The organism is Paenibacillus sp. USHLN196 (assembly GCF_037144955.1).
Taxonomy (GTDB): Bacteria; Bacillota; Bacilli; order Paenibacillales; family Paenibacillaceae; genus Paenibacillus; species Paenibacillus xylanexedens_C.
In genome coordinates this window covers 1-17,818 of record NZ_JBBCYH010000025.1, presented here as the reverse complement: position 1 = coordinate 17,818, position 17,818 = coordinate 1, and the positions used below count along the sequence as shown (strand labels likewise).

The window sequence follows — 17,818 nt, the reverse complement described above, 5'->3', positions numbered from 1 at the left end:
AGGGCCATCTTAGAATGTAATCCTACGGGATTCGTTTTTATGACCATACTGAATAATATAAAAAATAGTATTAAGGGGAAAGAACATGAACAGCGAAAATTATGTGGAATAACCTAACTTTAGACTTTTCAAGGTAATAACTAGTACATATTATATGAGAACATCTATGATAGTGTTGAAATTTTCTAGCGACATGCTATGAACGAAGTATGTTTTGGGAATTTAATGTTCCTGTGTAAGTCAGAACAACTCAATTGAAGAAGAAAATGTGGTGGACGACTATCTCGATGTAACTGATCGGCTTATTGACGATTTGATTAAAAGACAGCTTATTACAGATGACGGGATAGAAATATTTGATCCGAATGAACCTGAGGCATTCATTCGGCGGCTGAGAAGCAAGTGGATGGAATTATTAAGCTAACGGGAAACGTTAGCGTTACATCAACTAGATAACCGGCCAGCTTTTGTTCTACTCACGGACGGCATAATAGAAGAAATATGTACGAGGGACAAGAAATAGTCCATTTAAAGTCGCTATTTAAGCGGCTCTTTTGTTTTGCAGTATAAGTTCTTGCCCGCTCAATTGATAAATAGATGGTTACCTAAAAAGATTGAGATTGTCATTTTGTTACTAAATTTTACGGAAGGAGAGATCGAACCTTTGACATCTAATTGTAAAAGAAAAAGGAAAAGTTCACTGGATGTGTTTACTGAAAAGTTAAGAAGTTAGCCACCGTCAAAGTTAATTTAATATTTTGCAAAAAAAACCGTCTCTACGGTATAGTTAATTGAGAGGGGAATCATCAAACTTGCATATTTATTTTAATGACAAGTTACCCTAAACTAAGCTATTGATGAGATGGTCTGGAAGTGACGTATTTAATTCTTGCTGTTTCAATTGTTTCTGAGGTGTTTGGAAGTTCTATGGTGAAAACATCCGATGGATTTTTTTAAAAAAAATTATATCCAAATATTGGTACAAAGCCGGTATGGGTTTAGCTTTTTTCTTCTTTCAATTGTTCTTAAGACCCTTCCATTGGGAACGGCATATGCTAATTGGGCTGGGGCTGGTAATGTGCTCACAGCATTGGTCAGGAGTATTGATATACAGAGGAAAATTGAGTGTTCAAAAGATTTTAGGATTCATCCTCGTGGTCATGTGAGTTGTAGTTTTGAAACTCGAAACAAATTATTTTAAGGAGAATTCATGTTGAATATAACCAATAAAACAGGAAAAGTAGCCGTTTCTTCCAATCAATGAGATTGGGTGTTATCTGTTCTAGAAGAAGCGAGTTATATAAATGAGAAGTAATTCAAAGCGTAAAAACTTGTAGTAGATCCAAATGAAATGGATAAGTTTACCCTGGGATCTGTATCCAATCAAGCTGGAGTCAGTAAGGCGGCCTTCTTCATCATTTTCCTAACAAAGATGCTCTTGTTAGAGCGATGATTGATGAATATTCAGAAGCCTTTATAAACGGTATAAGGGAGAAAGCAGATGAAGATCCAGTTTCCAATGGAAAATGGCATCGTGCCTATCTTGAATCCACGATACTAGATGGTAATTCTTCTAACAAAATTGTTTCTGCGTATACAGCGGCTTTGTTTACAGATCCGATTACGCTTTCAGCTTTAAAAGATGAAATTAAAAGTTTATACGAAGAATTGAGCAAGGATGGATTGGATGAGGTTACAGCTGCGATCATAAGATTGGCTATTGAAGAATTATGGTATTCGGAACTATTTAGAGTAGGGAATTTGAACAATGAAATGAAAGAAGAAGCATCTGAACGATTAGCTTCGATGATCAATAGTAAATAAATAACATTCACATCTTAGAGGAGCGATACAATGTTGATAATTATTGGTTTTAGCATAGTCTTAATTACAGGAATTAGTCTGATATTATGGTGGGTAAATAAAATATCGAAAGAGTAAGAATCACTATTCAACAACTAAATAATCTGCCTTTACGAATATGAGCGTTTGATGAATTTAAATAAAGAATAGACCAAGGAAATAATCCATGGTCTATACTGCGTTATCGAATACATGCGATTGCCTGCACAACGGGCAAACCAATATAACATCGATAAAGCTGCTAAAGAGTTACTGCTATCGGCGAATTGGGTTGCTCCACAAAACGAAAAGATCCCAACGGGTAAGGAAATTGTTGAGCATTATCTTAAACCTATGGCTGCGCTACCTGAATTAAGTCCAAATGTACATTTGAAATCGAAAGTTACTGCGATCAGTCGCAAAGGGTTAAGCAAAGTGAAAACATTTGAAGGAAACGTAAAAGGGTTTTCAATAGGATGTAGAGACAATCCTATAGTTGATAAGGAAGATCCGATTTGGAGGAAAAACGATAATAATTGTAATACATTCAAATTAGCTGAACTTTACAATGCTCATAAGGACTATGCTACAGAGTTATTAATTAAATCAAGAATTTATAATGAGGAGCAGATAAAAAATTTGCTTATCGCATTTCCTGATTTGTTTCAGAATGAATCAGAGGTAGCAAGATTAGTACTTGGAACATTGCCTGGTTCTGAATTAGAGTCAATTGATCGAGTTCTTTCAAAATTCACTCAGGATATATTAATGGAATTGAGAGCACTCTCTAAGTATTGAACGGATCATTTTTTAATAGTTATTTACTTACTGATGGGAGAACATAGACGGAGGTGTCAAATGAATATTCGAAATCACAGATGATATGATGGAAAAGATCGATAATGGAACTGTTGTAAACCCGCTGATGTAACTGGTTCTAAATTCGAATTTACATTTATTCCGAACAGGCATGGGTCTCGTAGTGGAAGTGAAGTGTGATAATAATAGAGTACTAAGTTTATTGGATAATTTCTAACCATCCTTCCATAATTAACTTAGGTCGAAGGAGCAGCTACAACTGCTCCTTTTTTTTCATCAAAAAATTCGAATAGCAATAAGTTCTCGGTCTTTTTTTGTTGTTTCACTACTCAAAAGCCCTACAGGATTAGGAATTGTATTACCGGTAATACTGACGATATATGTACTAAATCGGTTTTCGTTCTTTAGTTTGTAGAAGCGAAATTGAATATAGTAATTATAGAATAGAGATAATACTGTTCCAATTTATGTATTTTATGATATTGTTTTGTATAGAATGGGGTTTCTATCAATCATAAGGTGAGGTGGTATATGAATTGGAGTAACACCGACTGGGCAAAGATGGATCAATTATACTATCCCAAACGAAAAGTAGACAATACCATGAGTCGTTATTTTGGTTTCAATATCGGCTCCATACGAAGTCAGAAAATGAATATAAAAGTAGAGTATGAATCTCTAACCGAATGTTTGTTTTACTATTTCCTCGAACTTGACCCTAAAACCGTTCGGTATTATGTACAACCTGTTAATATTCCTGTTTCAGTCCTAAGTAATCAGGAAATGAAGGTGTACAACCATGTCCCTGATGTCCTGGTATATCGTACTGATCACCAACCCATGCTATTTCAGGTTAAAGCGAAAGATCTCCAAGAGGGCGATAAGAATTATGCTGCATTTCTTAGGCACAATCTAGCTTGCGAAGAATATGCTAGGTTAAAGCAATGGAGCTACTCTATCATATATCCAAGATCTACTGACGGTATAGTAATCTCCAATGTTAAAAATATTATTCGCTACAAAAAGAAGAGAAAACATTTTTTAGAGTTAGTTCCACAACTATTGTACAAACTCCCTTATTTCGAAAATTGTACAATAGATAGACTCGTGAGTAGTTTTGAGAGTGTTTGCGAGCGAAAATATATCATTCCCCATGTTTATCATTTAATAGCTGAAGCCCAGATTTGGATTAATCTCTTTGAACCGATTCACGCTCACAGTGAAATTAGACCTGGAAACTCATATGTCATGTTAGAGGAGACCATGCTTTCTGAAGAAAGGGGTTCTATATGAGACGTTTAGCGCTGCGGTTCAACGATGAATTCGAACTTTACGGCAAAAAGTACGTCGTATTAGAATTAAATTTCCCAAATGTAATCATTCAACCACGTACTGGTGAATTAGTAGCCGAAGAGGTCAACTACTACGATTTAATACAGGAACGTGGATTTAAATTAGTGAAGATGAAGGTTCCAGTTCAATCAAATAAAGATTTTTTTAATAAATCACAGCTTAATGGTTTTCTTGACTCTTTGCCAGAAAGCAAAAGAGAGAAGATTGACCACAAGTATGAGATGATTCAGCCTATATTGTTACTTGAGAGAGCAAAGACAGGTGACCAGAGGGCAATTACAAGATTTCAAGATAAGTACGGAACGGAATACTTGAATAGTGAAGAGATGAACGCAAAATCGATAACCCAGAAACAACTAATTCAACGTATTGCAAATAAATTTGATGTATCGACGCGTACCATAGAAAGAGATTTGAGTAAATACAGAAGAGACGACCAATTTAATGATTCGGGTTTACATGGTCTCATCTCCGAAAAACTGAAAAATCCATATAATCGAAAAGATATGAGATCCATTGAAATTTGTCATCCTCGAAAGAAGGAAAAGGTACTATGTACTATTAGGACCTATTTGGATGAGGGATATGTATCGATCATAAAAGAAGTAATTGAGCATGAATATCTTACCAAAAAACAAGCGAGCAAATCTGAGATAAAAGAAATTCTTGAAGTCAGGTGTGCTAGAGTGGGGCTGCCTCCCTTAGGTTATAACACCGTGTATGCTATGTTAAATCGTTTGGATGAAGAGACGGTTTTGCGAATGCGTAATGGAACTGTTGCATCGGAGATTTATGATCCTATTACAGGTCAGTTTTCTAATTCAGAAGCAAAATCACCGCTCCACATGGTTCAAATCGATCATACCGAACTAGATATTATGGTCGTAGATAAAAATACATTGGAGGTCATCGGGCGCCCATGGCTTACGTTAGGAATTGATGTATACAGCCGTTGCGTATGGTGTATGCACCTCTCGTTTGATAGCCCCTCGGCCAATAAAGTTCGAAAAGCAATGGAGCAGGGGATATTCAAGAAAAGAGTTAAAGATAAATATGGAACGATTCATGAATGGGAAGTCTTTGGAGTACCTGACATCATATACTTTGACAATGGTAAAGAATTTAATAATCAGGAAATCAAATACTTAATTGATAATACCCTTGAATCTCAGGTCATGTTTAGACCGGTTGCTACTCCGCGTTGGGGCGGGACTATTGAGCGATTATTTGGAACGGTAAATACGAAGTTAATACATCGGTTGGCGGGAACCACAAAACATAGCGTGGAGGCTAAAGGAGATTATGATTCAGAGGGAGAGGCTATCTACACATTGGAAGACATTACTGAGTTAATGACTCGATATATCACAGATATTTATCATCATGATATCCATTCGTCGCTTCCATTTGACTGTCCTACACCATACTTGCAATACCAAAGAGGGCTCAATATTGGGGGACAAAATGATTACATTGATGATGAGGATGAAGAGTTATTCCATATATCTCTTTTACCAACGAAGGACCTTGCGTTTACAAGGCTGGGAGTACGTTTGGATAATGTATATTACAATGACGTTGAACCAGGCAAAATCATTCAAATTAATGGGCCTAAATATAAAGTTAAATTTGATATCGATGATATATCACATATCTATGTGTTAGATCAGTTGTCGAATGAATATATAAGAGTACGTGCTGTCAATCCCTCATATGATTTTCTGAAAGGAATGAAGAAAAAAACATATAAAATGTTACTGAAGAATTCTCGTGATAAAACACAATCAGCCGGAGTCATTCCTAACGAGGCTGAGCTCCTTCAGTCTAAAGATGAATTAATGAGTAGAACGGCTGAAATGCAGAAAACGAATAAAGGTAGAAGGAGGGTAATCAACCTAGGATTAGAACAATTCAATGAAAAATTAAAACCCGGTAAAAGAATATCCTTTAATAGTGATGATGAGTTACTTCGTTTAGTACAAGACTTGAATCAGCAACTTGATCAGAGGTGATCCTATGGAAAAAAACAAGTACATTGAATTTCAAGATCGGGTAATTAATCTCTACATTGAGCATCCGGAAGTTAAACAAATATGGAAATCACTTGATTCAAAGAGAATGTGGAGAGGCAGGGGGATTGACAACTTCAATTCGCCTCATCATATGTTTCTAATGGGGAAATCGAGAGTAGGGAAAACCCAAGCTGTCAAGCGCTATGCTAAGCAAAGTGTTAAACAGAGCGAGACAAGCTTCTATTATGATGAGGAAGGTTCAAAAATAAAAATAATTCCTGCCGTTTATGCAGAAATGCCGGATAAATTCACCCCGAAAGAGTTTTATAATAACATCATTGAGGGGCTTGGAGCGATTAAGCTATATGGAAGGGTCGAAGTTGGTCAGATAAAAGACAGAGCGCTTTACCTTTTAAAAAAACATAGAACAGAAATGCTCATATTAGATGAACTAAATTATCTGTTGCCTTACGCCAATAAAACAAGAGCACAGGCTATGGAACTCGTAAAAGGGCTTGCAAACAAATCGGGAGTTTGTTTGATTTGCGTAGGTACTCCAGAAATTGAAGTTTTAAGAACGATGAATGAGCAGTTTATAGGTCGTTATCCACCGCGAACGATACCGCGATTTGAAGAATGTGACGATAGTTTCATCTCATTACTTAATAAAATCGAGTTAGAATTAGCTTTAGAAAAGCCTATAGGTTTAGCAGATTCTGCTTTAGGGTATCCACTTGTTTTACACAAGCTTTCGCTTGGCTTTATTGGTTGGCTTGTGCCTATGTTACAGAATGCAATGGATATAATAGGGGTAATGGAGCCGGATTTTGATGATTTCAATATACTAAATAGGTTAAATGGAAACATTCTTATTGAAGCTCAGAGAAATATTGTCGGAGATATAACAAAAAACGATATACAAAAAATACTACGAGGTAAGGCTAATTAAATCAGTAAATAATCGCCAATTTTATGGCGATTATTTTTTTATCCTTTTTCAAGATTATAAATTTCAGTTGCAATGTTATGTAATGCTTTCTTTCCTGCGGGGCTGAGTTGCTGCTGCAGTCTGATTAATGTGGAAGAAGCTTCATCATCAGGGTCAGTCGTTGTACCAAATAGTAGATAATCAGTGCTCACTTCAAGAGTAAGGGACATTTTAATAAGTAAATCAATACTCGGCAAGCCTCGTCCGCCTTCAATTCGTTTGATATTTTCGTCAGATGTTTGGAGCGCTTGAGCAAAATGATTTCGGTTGTGAAATTTGCTTTTCCTAAGCTCTTGGATTCTATTTCCTGTATCTTTAAAGTCCATAGAAATTCACCTCATGCCAATAATAGACAATGTAATATAAAACAAGTAGGGTATACAAAGTAACTATAATATAGGTATAATAAATAACGTTAAGTCATCAACAATAAAGGAGAATTATCTCATGAGTAGTCACAACAAGGTGAATTTGCTTGTTTTGATCGACGAATGCCATAGTCGGAAGGTACTCAGGATTGATAGATATATACTACATCAAAATCGTTTCTTTATTTTGGTTACAGACGAAGAATCATTTGAATTATTGAGATTAGATTACGGTCAGGAAGTCAATGAATTAGTTAGCTTATCTGTGGAAGAGGCGGAAGAGATCATCTCTATTAACGGTATTAATCAAGAAATCATTCATGTACGAGCAAGATATAGAATAGTTGGTTTGTTATATACGGAGGTAATAAGCGAAGAGGGTTCAAAATCTTATCACTTTAAGACTTCTCACAGTGATAAAGATATTGATTTAGCTTCAATTCTCCCTCACATTGGTGACTTCAACAGTTAGTTCTGGAAAAACAACAAGGAGCTTGATGACAACTATGAATTCCAGTTTAGTGAAACAAATCGTTATTGAAAACGTGCTTGTATGTAAGATGCGTGGAAAGGTAACTTATCAAAGTTCATTTTCAGCACATGATGCACTGTCTCTAACCTACGTGAAGTCGTATGATGACCCCTCAGGTAAGGGGTACCAACGTCCGGTCGATATTCGAAGATGTAATGAGTTTTCTTTTTATTTATCCAAGGGGGATGATGCTTTGTTTACACCCTTGTTACTGAATGCAGCATCGAATTGGGAATTCGTGGCTTATGACAAGCAGCGTCCTTCATTCGGTCGATTAGTTTGTAAGGCTAAAGCCTCTTTAATGGATGGACAGCATAGGCTAGGCGGGATTAAGCGATATATCCAAGAAACGAATTCTGAGCTGAATGTTCCTTTTGTAGCGTTTCATTACTTGGATGAGGATGAGGAAATCCAGTTGTTTAACATCATTAATACTAAGGCTAAGGGCATAGGTCCATCATTGAGTAAATATTTAACCAGGCAGTCTGATGACAGTAGTTGGATTGCCACAGAGCTGATCGTAAGAGGGGAAAGTCCCTTTTATCATATTGGTAGTATTGTCGGCAAGCGAAATAAAGGAAGACATATTACATTGCAAAACCTGTACCGAACTGTCACATATCTAACGAAAAAAAATAAGACATCTGGGCTTGCAAAAGAAGCAAAGCTTCACCTCGCTCTACTTTACTACAACACGATTAAAGAAATCTTTTATCCCCAGTGGATTGATTACAAAGGGCAGCGTCTAACTCATATCGTTTGTTTGGATGCGTTGTCCATTGCAGGGGCGGAATTATTTGAAAGTTGTATAAGTGACGAAGGGAAAGTGGATTACAAAATGATAACTAAAAAGGTGAACACTTTAAAAAGTGTAGATTGGTCCATTGATGGTCCCTTGAAATACATTAAAGGGATTTCTGGTTCCAAAGCTCTCGCAGTCGATTTAGTGGAGGAAATGAGACTTTAAAAACTTGTGCGAATAGGAGGTGCTATTGTGACTACAGAAACCCTTGGTTTGTCTGTGAAAGTCACACCTCAGGAAGATGAATCTTTAAGTAGTTTTATCCTTCGTACAGCACGTAGTAACGGGGCCAGCATCCATTGGCTTATGAATAATTATAGGACTAGGAACTCAGATCAAATAAAGATATCAGATATTTCGCGCTTGGATGTATGTCCTTCTAACGTGCTTGATATCGGATTAATTGAGGAACATCTTTGCCTGGAGATAGGCTCGCTAAGCAAATTAAGCCTTCAGAATATAATGGAAAAATTCAAGGGTGATGGGCGGCCTGAAAATAGCCGGATTATGAGAGGGATGATTCGTAGAAATTTCCACTACTGTCCTGTGTGTTTATATGAGAGTGACTACTATTCGTTACTGTGGAGAATAGAATCCATTAATTTCTGTTTTAAACACTATGTTAAACTAATATCCGTTTGTGAATCTTGCAAGCGTTCAATAAGTTATAGCTCAATTGAACAGATCGGATATTGCCCATACTGTAAAAGTAAAATGGCAAGTGCGTTTGGTAACTCCGAGAAAATTGATTTGCTTGAATTGTCAGAAGAGACACGTAAACGTGATATTTTAAAAGAGCTACTATTAAATGAGTCATTCAATGTGGATAGCAAAGATATAGCAATGAGGATTCTTTATGTGTCATCAAAAAGAGAGCTATTAAGTGGTTTTTATAAGCAAATTGGAATTCAGGAAAACTACCTGCTACAGTTTGCACGTAGTAGCATGAATCACAAACGTTCTATTCATTTAAATACACTTATTCGATTTTTATGTGAGTTAAAACTTACTTTTAAAGAATTTATGAAAATTGATGTAACCAGGGAGTTTAAAGAGTTTATTCTAAATAATAATGTGGTACGGAACAGTACCAGATACTTTTGCCAGGCACCCTGGTGCATTTCTTATCAGAAAACTGGTTCTCTTCGATTCACAGGAACTAATGTAAAGGGTAAGGGGAAACAACGATTGAAATGGTACATGTGTTGTTATGAATGTGGTTGTGAGTACGCGATTGTTGAAGATACATTAATAGAGCGATCATACTTTATAAAAGGGTACCTTCGACTTAAGGACAAGGATATATCCCAACTTTCAAAGAAAGAGATATCCTTAATCACGTGCCTAACAAAGTCGCAGATTCGGAGACTTTATGCTTATCTAACGGGTAGAGGATTAACTTGTACCAGCGGTTATAAATACGACGATCATCTTGTGGTTGATTTTGTGGATGCACTAACAGCCGGAGAAAGAATATCAAACATTGTAAAGTGGCCCTGCTGGGATAATGAAGAGCATTACTTTGTTTACAGGTATCATACTCGTGTCATACAAGCATTAATTATGAAGAAGAATAACCAACCTCATCGTAAGAACAAAAATGATATTAAGTATGAATTAGCTACCGCTTGTAAACAACTCATACAAAGTGATATGAAGATTACTAATCATGAAATATCCAAAACCTTAGGAATTACAGTACAGACCCTGACAAAGTGGGGGCTTCATGAATATATTAAGAAAATTAAACACACACAAAAGGTACTTCAACGTAGAAGAAAGATTGAGATTTGGATGAAGCAAATAGAAGTGTTTTTCCGTGATGAATGGGACATGGATATGGGGATGAAATTGATATATGAGAGGTTACATCTTAGTCAGAGTTATCTGTGTGGTTATGCTCCAAAAGTGAATACATTTATAAGGGAAAAAAGAATACAGTTATCGCGTAATGGAAAAACTTATAAGTAATGAACTCGTTGAGTTTGTTACTTATAAGTTTTTTTTGCTGTATACTGGATTGTCAATAGAAAATTAGACAGCTTTTTTAAGGGCTTCTTAGCGATACTGAACTGGTTTCATATATCTCAGTGTTCCGTGAATTCGGTGGTGGTTAAACCAGTTTACATGGTCATATAATTCCAGATGACGAAGACTCTGAAAGTTCACCTGGTGAATTAACTCTTTTTTCATGATTTTGTAGGTCGCTTCTGCCACCACATTATCGTAGGGGCAGCCCTTTTGCAAAGAGATCCATAATCCTGCCAATCTTGCGTCTAGAAATGCTGAAGCCTTGATCCTGAAGCTTGATCTTGATCTTACGGGTGCCGTAGACTTGTCGGTTTTTGTGAAAAATATTCACAATGGCTTCCGTGAGATGCTCTTCTTTAGGCTGATCTTTTGGTTCATAATAGAATGTACTTCTTGCCATCTGCAGGACGTCACACATTGCTGATATCGATTATTTATCACGGTTATTTTGGATAATAGCTACTTTCGTCCCATGATCAGCACGGCTTGCTTTAAAATGTCATTCTCCATTTTCAAACGCTGATTCTCTTTTCGTAAAGCATCCAGTTCATTTTCCTCGGGTGAACGATTATCCTATTTATTAAAGGAACCTGAGGTCTGGGACTGTTTGATCCAACAATCTAAAGTGGAGTCTGAGAGATAATACTCCTTCACAATGGCGGTTCTGGGTTTTCCGATTTCATAAAGCTGAACCATTTGTTTTTTGAATTCTGCTGTAAAAGTACGTGATTGTTGTTTAGGCATTGTAGGGATCCGCTCCTTAGCATGATAGATGTATTCTACAAGCCCTTATTTTTCTGTCCAACTTAGTGTAGACGATTCAATACCCATAGTTTAACTAAGAAAAGGTAGGAGATTTTATGGATGGTACATTAACTATTAAAACGAGGCCTTATGATGGTGAATCATTGACGGCATTTTTAATGCGAACTGCAGTGAGAAACAAAATTCCATACCTTTCATTAATTGACAGTGTAGACATCAAAAGAAGTAAGGGTTTTCATTTAGATTATAATCCGAAATTCGTAACAGATTTAACTAAACTGTGCTGGTTACTTGAGATAGATAGAAAAGAATTCAAAAGTTGTTCTTTAGGCTCAATTATTGAATTATTTCTGGACGAGGAACAACAATTATCACATTCTTATTTGGATTTCTATTATCAAATGTTGGATACGTCATATCGCAAATTTTGTCCATTGTGCTTGAAAGAAAAAAATGCATATATGCTTTTCTGGCAGATTAGTGATATCAAAGTTTGTTTAAATCATGGAGTTGAATTGACAAGTAAATGTCCCTCTTGTCACCAGGATCAGCCATATCTTAGCCCATCTTTAATAGAAAGAGAATGTTACTTATGCAAAGAAAAGCTCTCGAAAAGTAATCATATCAACTTCAAAAAAATTGTTCTATCAAGTGAGCAATCAAGATTGTACCATCTATGGAATAGTATATTAAATAATGAGTATAAACCTAAAATGTATAATGGGATTTCCAAAAGTGAAGATATTGCACTAAGGATCTTATATTTCTGTTCAGATAACAAGGAAAGGTATGTGTCTTCAGATGTGAAGTTCTTGACACCTAGTGGTAAGTGGAGATTATCGTCATTTGTGAAAGGAGGAAAAGAGTATAAACCAACTATGCATTTAATTTTGAACGTTTTAAATAAATCAGGGTTAGAATTTTCTGATTTATTCGAAAAAGAAATACCAATAACCTTTATTACCTCAGTAAAACAACTCAATCAACATAGGAATTGGTATTCGGAAATACCACTTTGTCAATCTCCTTGGTGTAATTCTTATAACACGAGTAACACTATGATAAGAGCAAAACCTCTTTCATGGGAAACCGAAAAATATTTTAAAGCTTATATGTGTACTTGTTGTTATGTGAAGTATGGGCGAAAAACAAACGGGGATTACTGTGAAATTGGTGAATCTTACATATGGGCTTATAATAACATTTTGACTATATTCAGGGAGAGATATTCGGAGTTGAAGATAATGAATATTCTTAATTGTTCTAATTTGAAGGTTGTGAAATATAGTGTTTATTTTTCTGTTCAGGGCCTCCTTGATAAAGTCAATAATATTCCAATAGATCCTGTTCGCGCTCCAGTCGATTATTTTAAAAGAACGCGATGTAGAAACGTAATTCCTCTCATGCAAGCTTATGGGTGGGGGATGAGAGAATACTTTTACTATCTTTATAATAAAGAAGTACAGTTGTATCTCTATGCCAAACATGAGTTGATTAGAAACGACAGGGAAAATACTCGTGAAAATAAGTATAAAGATCAATTACCTGACAGGGAAACTTTGATGAATTTAGCAAAGGGATATATAGAGGAAAAAAATGAGGTTGGTGAAGTCATATCCGAGTATCGGTTATACCGAAATATGAATACTTATCGAAGAACTTTATTAAAGTACCATCCTGAAGTGGTTGAATATGTAGAGAAAGAAAAAGAAGCACAAAAATTAAATAAGGCTCGTTCTATTGAAGATGAGCGAATTGAACGTATCAAAGAAGCATTTGATATTATAATAACTCATGGAGAATATCCGTCCATGGTACGGGTTACTGAAGCTAGTGAGGTATCTAAAAAATACATTCAAACACATCCAAGGGTTAAAGAAGTATTTTTAGATTTGAGGAGGAAATATATTGAGGAATGAGAACAACGTTCTAGAACTTTGTTCTGTTATACATGCTGTCACACTATTTCCATTTTTAGGGCCTTTTGCTGACTTTGCTGTATCGAGTATCAACGTATGCGTAATTATGTGAAAATCTATGGATCTAATTTATCTGTTCCTTAGATCTAGTTAATGTTAGACTCATTTTAAGTACAATTTTACCAATTCACTATACAAGGAATGGTGATTACATGAACATAGGCCAATTCATCTCAAACTTTACTAATCATCCAGTACTCTTTGTTGGCACAGGAATGAGTCTGAGATACTTAGAAAACTCCTATACCTGGGATGGTTTGCTATCATATATCTCCAGAACTATTAAAGGCTCAGACGAATTTTATTATGATATTAAATCAAGACACGAAAGTAATGGGATTTTCAATTATCCCAACATTGCCAAGGAGTTAGAAACAGTTTTTAATAAAACCTTGATGGATGATAGAGATGGAGCCCTGAAAGATATAAATGATCAATTTTATGAGAATATGAAAAGTTCAATCAATATAAGTCGATTTAAACTGTACATCTCCAAACTTTTAAAGGAGTATCAAATTAGGGAAATGCTGTCTGAAGAAATAAACGAGTTAAAAAAAGTACGTAAGAATATTGGTTCAGTAATTACAACTAATTATGATAGTTTCATTGAAGATGTATTTGAATTCAAACCTTTAATCGGAAATGACATATTATTAAGTAATCCATACGGTTCAGTTTATAAAATACACGGTTGTGTAAATGATTCAGGTAAAATAATTATCACTGAAGAAGACTATAGTGTTTTTGAGGAAAAATACGAATTGATTCGAGCGCAGCTCTTATCGTTGTTTATTCATAATCCTATTATTTTTATTGGCTATAATATTGGCGACAACAATATTAAGAGTATTTTAAAAACAATTTTCACGTATATTAATCCCAACACCCCAGAAGCTGAAAAAATAAGACAAAACTTCTTACTTGTTGAATATGAAAGAGGTTCACAGAATACAGAAGTTGTTGCCCATGATATCGACATGGATGGTTTTGCTACACTACGTATAAATAAGATAAAAACTGATAATTTTCTAGAGATTTATAAGCATCTCTCTAATCTAAATTTACCTATCTCGGCTATGGATATTCGTAAGGTTCAATCAGTAGTGAAAGAGATTTACTCAGGAGGGAATATTGAAGTTACCATCACTGAGGATATAGATAAACTAAGAAATGGAGAAAAGATATTAGCAATTGGATCATTCAGAACAATTAAGTACGAGTTCCAAACAACATCAGAACTAATGGAAAACTATTTTAGTATAATTGATGAATCAAATCATCAGTTATTAGCTTTAATAGACAAACATAAAATACAAAGTTCTCAACACTTCCCTATATTCGGATTTAATCTAATTCAAACATCCTTGGGATCTGCAGAAGGATTAAAAAATAATCAAAAAAGGAAGATTCAAAACATAATAGAAAGCACTGCAGACTTTGCAGCAGAACATCAATCGATTAATAGCATCTTAGAGGATGAAAACATACCGCAAACCAAAAAAATGTCAGCCATTATCTTTGGAATTCTATATGAGAGGATTGATCTCAGTAGCGTTGAAGATTTCCTAAGAGATTATCAAGACAAAAAGACCACGAACTATAGAAAGCTACTTTGTGTTTATGACTACAAAAAATATGCAAAACAGGATGAGCTATTAGAATCGGTAATTGTAATTGAAAATCAAGAAGTAAATGTATAGTTATAAAAGTCAAATACAAACGTACATGTAGTAATGTTAGAACTTCAAGAAGTCTACATACCAAATGGATGTAGACTTTTTGCTTCAAAACGAAAAGGATCTTTTGTAAGCCATACACCAATTTTACTCAATCAACTCTATTAATGTTTATAAAGCCAAATGAGGAAAGTCGGCAAAATCACGCTTTAAGGAATTTATATGGATTGAACTCAAAGAACGACATTATAAAATAAAGAAAGCGACAGATATTATGTAAAACCTCATGGTGAAGCATCTCATTTTACCGACAATATAAAATAAAGATTACATTATAGAAGAGTGTGGGTTGAGGTCTTATTAAATCGAGTTCGAGTCCAGGAGGAGAGGGTTGATGATCATGCAACCGTTAAAAGGGTTCTATATACAGTTTTTGAGGGAACCTCTGTGGTTTAAAGCATTGATTCTGACTACATTGCTACTTTCAATAGTATTTAGCAGTTCAGCCTTTTCAGAGCAGGGCAACTACCAAAGCATCTCTAAATCAGCTATCGCTATTTTCTTCGTCGCATATGGAGTAAAGCTGCGGGGTAATCGGAAGGTTTCTATAGCGTTCTTTTTCCTGGCGCTGATCAGTATCTATTTATCATGGAATAGCTTAAACTTTGCGAATATCTAGTATTGAACCTATATGACGGTTTCGTTTTTATTGTTTCTTATCTAATGAGAGATGAAGGGAGAAAGTGCTGCTCCGTTTTTGGAGTGGCACCAATTCCTACCTTTGTCCGTAGTATCTAAGCATGTCCATTCTATTAAAATGATTGGCAACTATATTCAATAAAGGAGAATACATATATGAAAAATTGGAAACGCACGCTCTTATCTCTTACAATCTCGGTAGGTTTGCTCGCATCTGCGGTACCGGCAATGGCAGCTCCACAGGGAACTTCCGTCAAGGTCAATGATCAAGCTGTGAAATATGCTACAGGAGCGCCGATCCTGGAGAAAGGCACAACACTGGTTCCACTGCGCACTACGCTGGATGCTATGGACGTGAAGCTAACGACTGCGACAGATGATACGATCACGGCTGTGGTAGATGGCAAAACAATTACACTCAAAAGCAAACTCACACGCATCAACGGTGTAACTTATGCTCCAATCCGCATCGTTGGTGATGCAGCGGGTTATGAAGTGCGCTGGGATGCTGCAACGCGCACAGTGTTATTGGTATCCAAGGGCGGAGCAACCGAAACTGCTCAAACTGGTGGACGCGGCTTCATGTGGGAAGTTGAAAGCAACGGCAACACGGTCTATCTGGTAGGTTCAATGCATATTGCCGATGAGAGCTTCTACCCACTGCGTCCGGAGTTTGAGGAAGCTTTTGCTGAAGCCGATTATCTCGGCGTAGAGATTGATATTAGTAAAGCTGCTGACGAAGAGCAGCAAAAGCTGGTTCTGAGTCTGGGTTCGTATCAGGATGGAACAACACTGAAAGACCACATTTCCAGCGAGACGTATACCGAGCTTGGCGATGTATTGAAGAAAAATGGTCTGGAGCCTAATGCTTTGGATGCATTCAAGCCTTGGGTAGTAGAAAGCACACTCGCAAGTTTGAAGTCGTCAACGGCAGGATACGAAGCGTCAGCGGGAGTAGATTTGTATTTTATCCAGAAGGCGATCGAGCGCAAACTCCCAGTTATTGAGTTGGAGAGTTACCAATCTCAACTTGGCATGTTTAACGACTTCTCCAAAGAGACACAAGAGGAAACACTAAAAGCAACAATTGAAAACTTCGATGTACTGGATAGCAGTGTGAATGAAATGGCTGAGATGTGGAAAACGGGTAATGACGAGCAACTGCTTGAGCTGACAAATAGCTTCTCCACTAACGAGGAGTACAACAAAGCAATGCTGGTTGATCGAAATATCGGTATGGCGGATAAAATCGATGGCTACCTGAAAAACGGCAAAGGCGAGGAGTATTTCATTGTTGTCGGCGCGGCACACTATCTGGGCGATCACGGGATCGTGAAACTGCTTGAGGATAAAGGATACAAAGTAGAACGTAAATAAATATAGATTATTTAAAAGATAACCCTATCGTCTCGAATATGAGTATTGAGAGGGTTATCTTCTATATATAGAAGAAAGACAGATTAAGTAGAAAAGATTACTGCGAGATAATACAATTGAACCTAAGATTTAATCCTAGATTCAAGGTCCGTGATACAGTTAAAATGTGGATTTATTATTTTAATAATTAACTCTTTACAAGTACTTGTTCTACATGGTATATTATTAGTCCGGCCAAGAAAACACGGTTACACGGTGCGGCAAGCGAATAAAATAAGGTTCGAAAGAAACTTAAAAAAAGATCTTGCAAAGTTGGTTCGGACATGATATTATATAAGAGTTGCTGAAGGGAACGGCGTTCGGTAACAAAACAAGTTTGATCTTTGAAAACTGAACAACGAGTGAGTGAACATTCTGCTTGCAGAATGAACGCGAAAGATCGAGATAAGCCTTGGCTTGGATCGACTGGAGCACAAATGAGATGTTTAATCTCGTCAGATTCAAAATGAGCTTATCGCTCTTTTCAATACTTTATTGGAGAGTTTGATCCTGGCTCAGGACGAACGCTGGCGGCA

The 17,818-nt window shown here is 36.2% G+C and carries 15 protein-coding genes and 1 pseudogene; 14 read left to right on the top strand and 2 right to left on the bottom strand.

The features are described from left to right. Positions 1 to 271: 271 nt before the first annotated feature. The 7 genes from WFI24_RS32280 (at position 272) to WFI24_RS32250 (ending at position 6,975) form a co-directional block, all read left to right on the top strand. Positions 272 to 424 carry a hypothetical protein gene (locus WFI24_RS32280; RefSeq protein WP_336765919.1) on the top strand — a complete coding sequence of 51 codons (153 nt, stop codon included), beginning with the start codon at positions 272 to 274 and terminating at the stop codon, positions 422 to 424. Positions 425 to 943: 519 nt separating this feature from the next. Beyond that, positions 944 to 1,201, top strand: a complete 258-nt coding sequence (locus WFI24_RS32275; RefSeq protein WP_336765917.1) for a DMT family transporter — start codon at positions 944 to 946, stop codon at positions 1,199 to 1,201. A 248-nt stretch (positions 1,202 to 1,449) separates the two neighbouring features. Further along, the gene (locus WFI24_RS32270; RefSeq protein ID WP_336765915.1) at positions 1,450 to 1,824 is read left to right on the top strand and encodes a hypothetical protein; all 375 of its coding nucleotides are present in this window, start codon (positions 1,450 to 1,452) and stop codon (positions 1,822 to 1,824) included. A gap of 237 nt (positions 1,825 to 2,061) precedes the next feature. Further along, a complete protein-coding gene (locus WFI24_RS32265; protein ID WP_336765913.1) occupies positions 2,062 to 2,640 on the top strand; it encodes a hypothetical protein in 579 nt (192 codons plus the stop codon). Positions 2,641 to 3,192: 552 nt separating this feature from the next. Continuing rightward, positions 3,193 to 3,954: a TnsA endonuclease N-terminal domain-containing protein gene (locus tag WFI24_RS32260; RefSeq protein WP_336765911.1), complete on the top strand. Its 762-nt coding sequence runs from the start codon at positions 3,193 to 3,195 to the stop codon at positions 3,952 to 3,954. After that, positions 3,951 to 6,026 carry a Mu transposase C-terminal domain-containing protein gene (locus tag WFI24_RS32255; protein WP_336765910.1) on the top strand — a complete coding sequence of 692 codons (2,076 nt, stop codon included), beginning with the start codon at positions 3,951 to 3,953 and terminating at the stop codon, positions 6,024 to 6,026. Before WFI24_RS32260 ends, WFI24_RS32255 begins: the two co-directional genes overlap by 4 nt. Before the next feature lie 4 nt (positions 6,027 to 6,030). After that, complete coding sequence (locus WFI24_RS32250; protein WP_336765909.1) at positions 6,031 to 6,975, top strand: TniB family NTP-binding protein; 945 nt, start codon at positions 6,031 to 6,033, stop codon at positions 6,973 to 6,975. 38 nt (positions 6,976 to 7,013) lie between these two features. Here WFI24_RS32250 and WFI24_RS32245 read toward each other — a convergent pair whose 3' ends face one another. After that, positions 7,014 to 7,340, bottom strand: a complete 327-nt coding sequence (locus tag WFI24_RS32245; RefSeq protein WP_336765907.1) for a helix-turn-helix domain-containing protein — start codon at positions 7,338 to 7,340, stop codon at positions 7,014 to 7,016. A gap of 121 nt (positions 7,341 to 7,461) precedes the next feature. Between WFI24_RS32245 and WFI24_RS32240 the strand changes: the two genes are divergently transcribed. From WFI24_RS32240 to WFI24_RS32230, 3 genes are read left to right on the top strand one after another with little or no spacing between them, the layout of a single operon-like run. Beyond that, positions 7,462 to 7,854: a hypothetical protein gene (locus WFI24_RS32240; RefSeq protein WP_336765905.1), complete on the top strand. Its 393-nt coding sequence runs from the start codon at positions 7,462 to 7,464 to the stop codon at positions 7,852 to 7,854. A 34-nt stretch (positions 7,855 to 7,888) separates the two neighbouring features. Further along, positions 7,889 to 8,881, top strand: a complete 993-nt coding sequence (locus WFI24_RS32235; protein ID WP_336765903.1) for a DGQHR domain-containing protein — start codon at positions 7,889 to 7,891, stop codon at positions 8,879 to 8,881. A 27-nt stretch (positions 8,882 to 8,908) separates the two neighbouring features. Next, positions 8,909 to 10,687 carry a TniQ family protein gene (locus WFI24_RS32230; protein ID WP_336765901.1) on the top strand — a complete coding sequence of 593 codons (1,779 nt, stop codon included), beginning with the start codon at positions 8,909 to 8,911 and terminating at the stop codon, positions 10,685 to 10,687. Between the two features lie 87 nt (positions 10,688 to 10,774). Here WFI24_RS32230 and WFI24_RS32225 read toward each other — a convergent pair. Next, positions 10,775 to 11,491: pseudogene (locus tag WFI24_RS32225) on the bottom strand (IS3 family transposase). Positions 11,492 to 11,607: 116 nt separating this feature from the next. Between WFI24_RS32225 and WFI24_RS32220 the strand changes: the two are divergent. The 4 genes from WFI24_RS32220 to WFI24_RS32205 all read left to right on the top strand — a co-directional run bounded on the left by WFI24_RS32220 (position 11,608) and on the right by WFI24_RS32205 (position 17,243). After that, complete coding sequence (locus WFI24_RS32220; protein ID WP_336765900.1) at positions 11,608 to 13,431, top strand: TniQ family protein; 1,824 nt, start codon at positions 11,608 to 11,610, stop codon at positions 13,429 to 13,431. 212 nt (positions 13,432 to 13,643) lie between these two features. Continuing rightward, the gene (locus tag WFI24_RS32215) at positions 13,644 to 15,191 is read left to right on the top strand and encodes an SIR2 family protein (protein ID WP_336765899.1); all 1,548 of its coding nucleotides are present in this window, start codon (positions 13,644 to 13,646) and stop codon (positions 15,189 to 15,191) included. 370 nt (positions 15,192 to 15,561) lie between these two features. After that, positions 15,562 to 15,846: a hypothetical protein gene (locus WFI24_RS32210; RefSeq protein ID WP_336765898.1), complete on the top strand. Its 285-nt coding sequence runs from the start codon at positions 15,562 to 15,564 to the stop codon at positions 15,844 to 15,846. 176 nt (positions 15,847 to 16,022) lie between these two features. Continuing rightward, positions 16,023 to 17,243, top strand: coding sequence for a TraB/GumN family protein (locus WFI24_RS32205; RefSeq protein ID WP_336765897.1), 1,221 nt, complete (start codon positions 16,023 to 16,025; stop codon positions 17,241 to 17,243). The last annotated feature ends 575 nt before the right edge of the window (positions 17,244 to 17,818 follow it).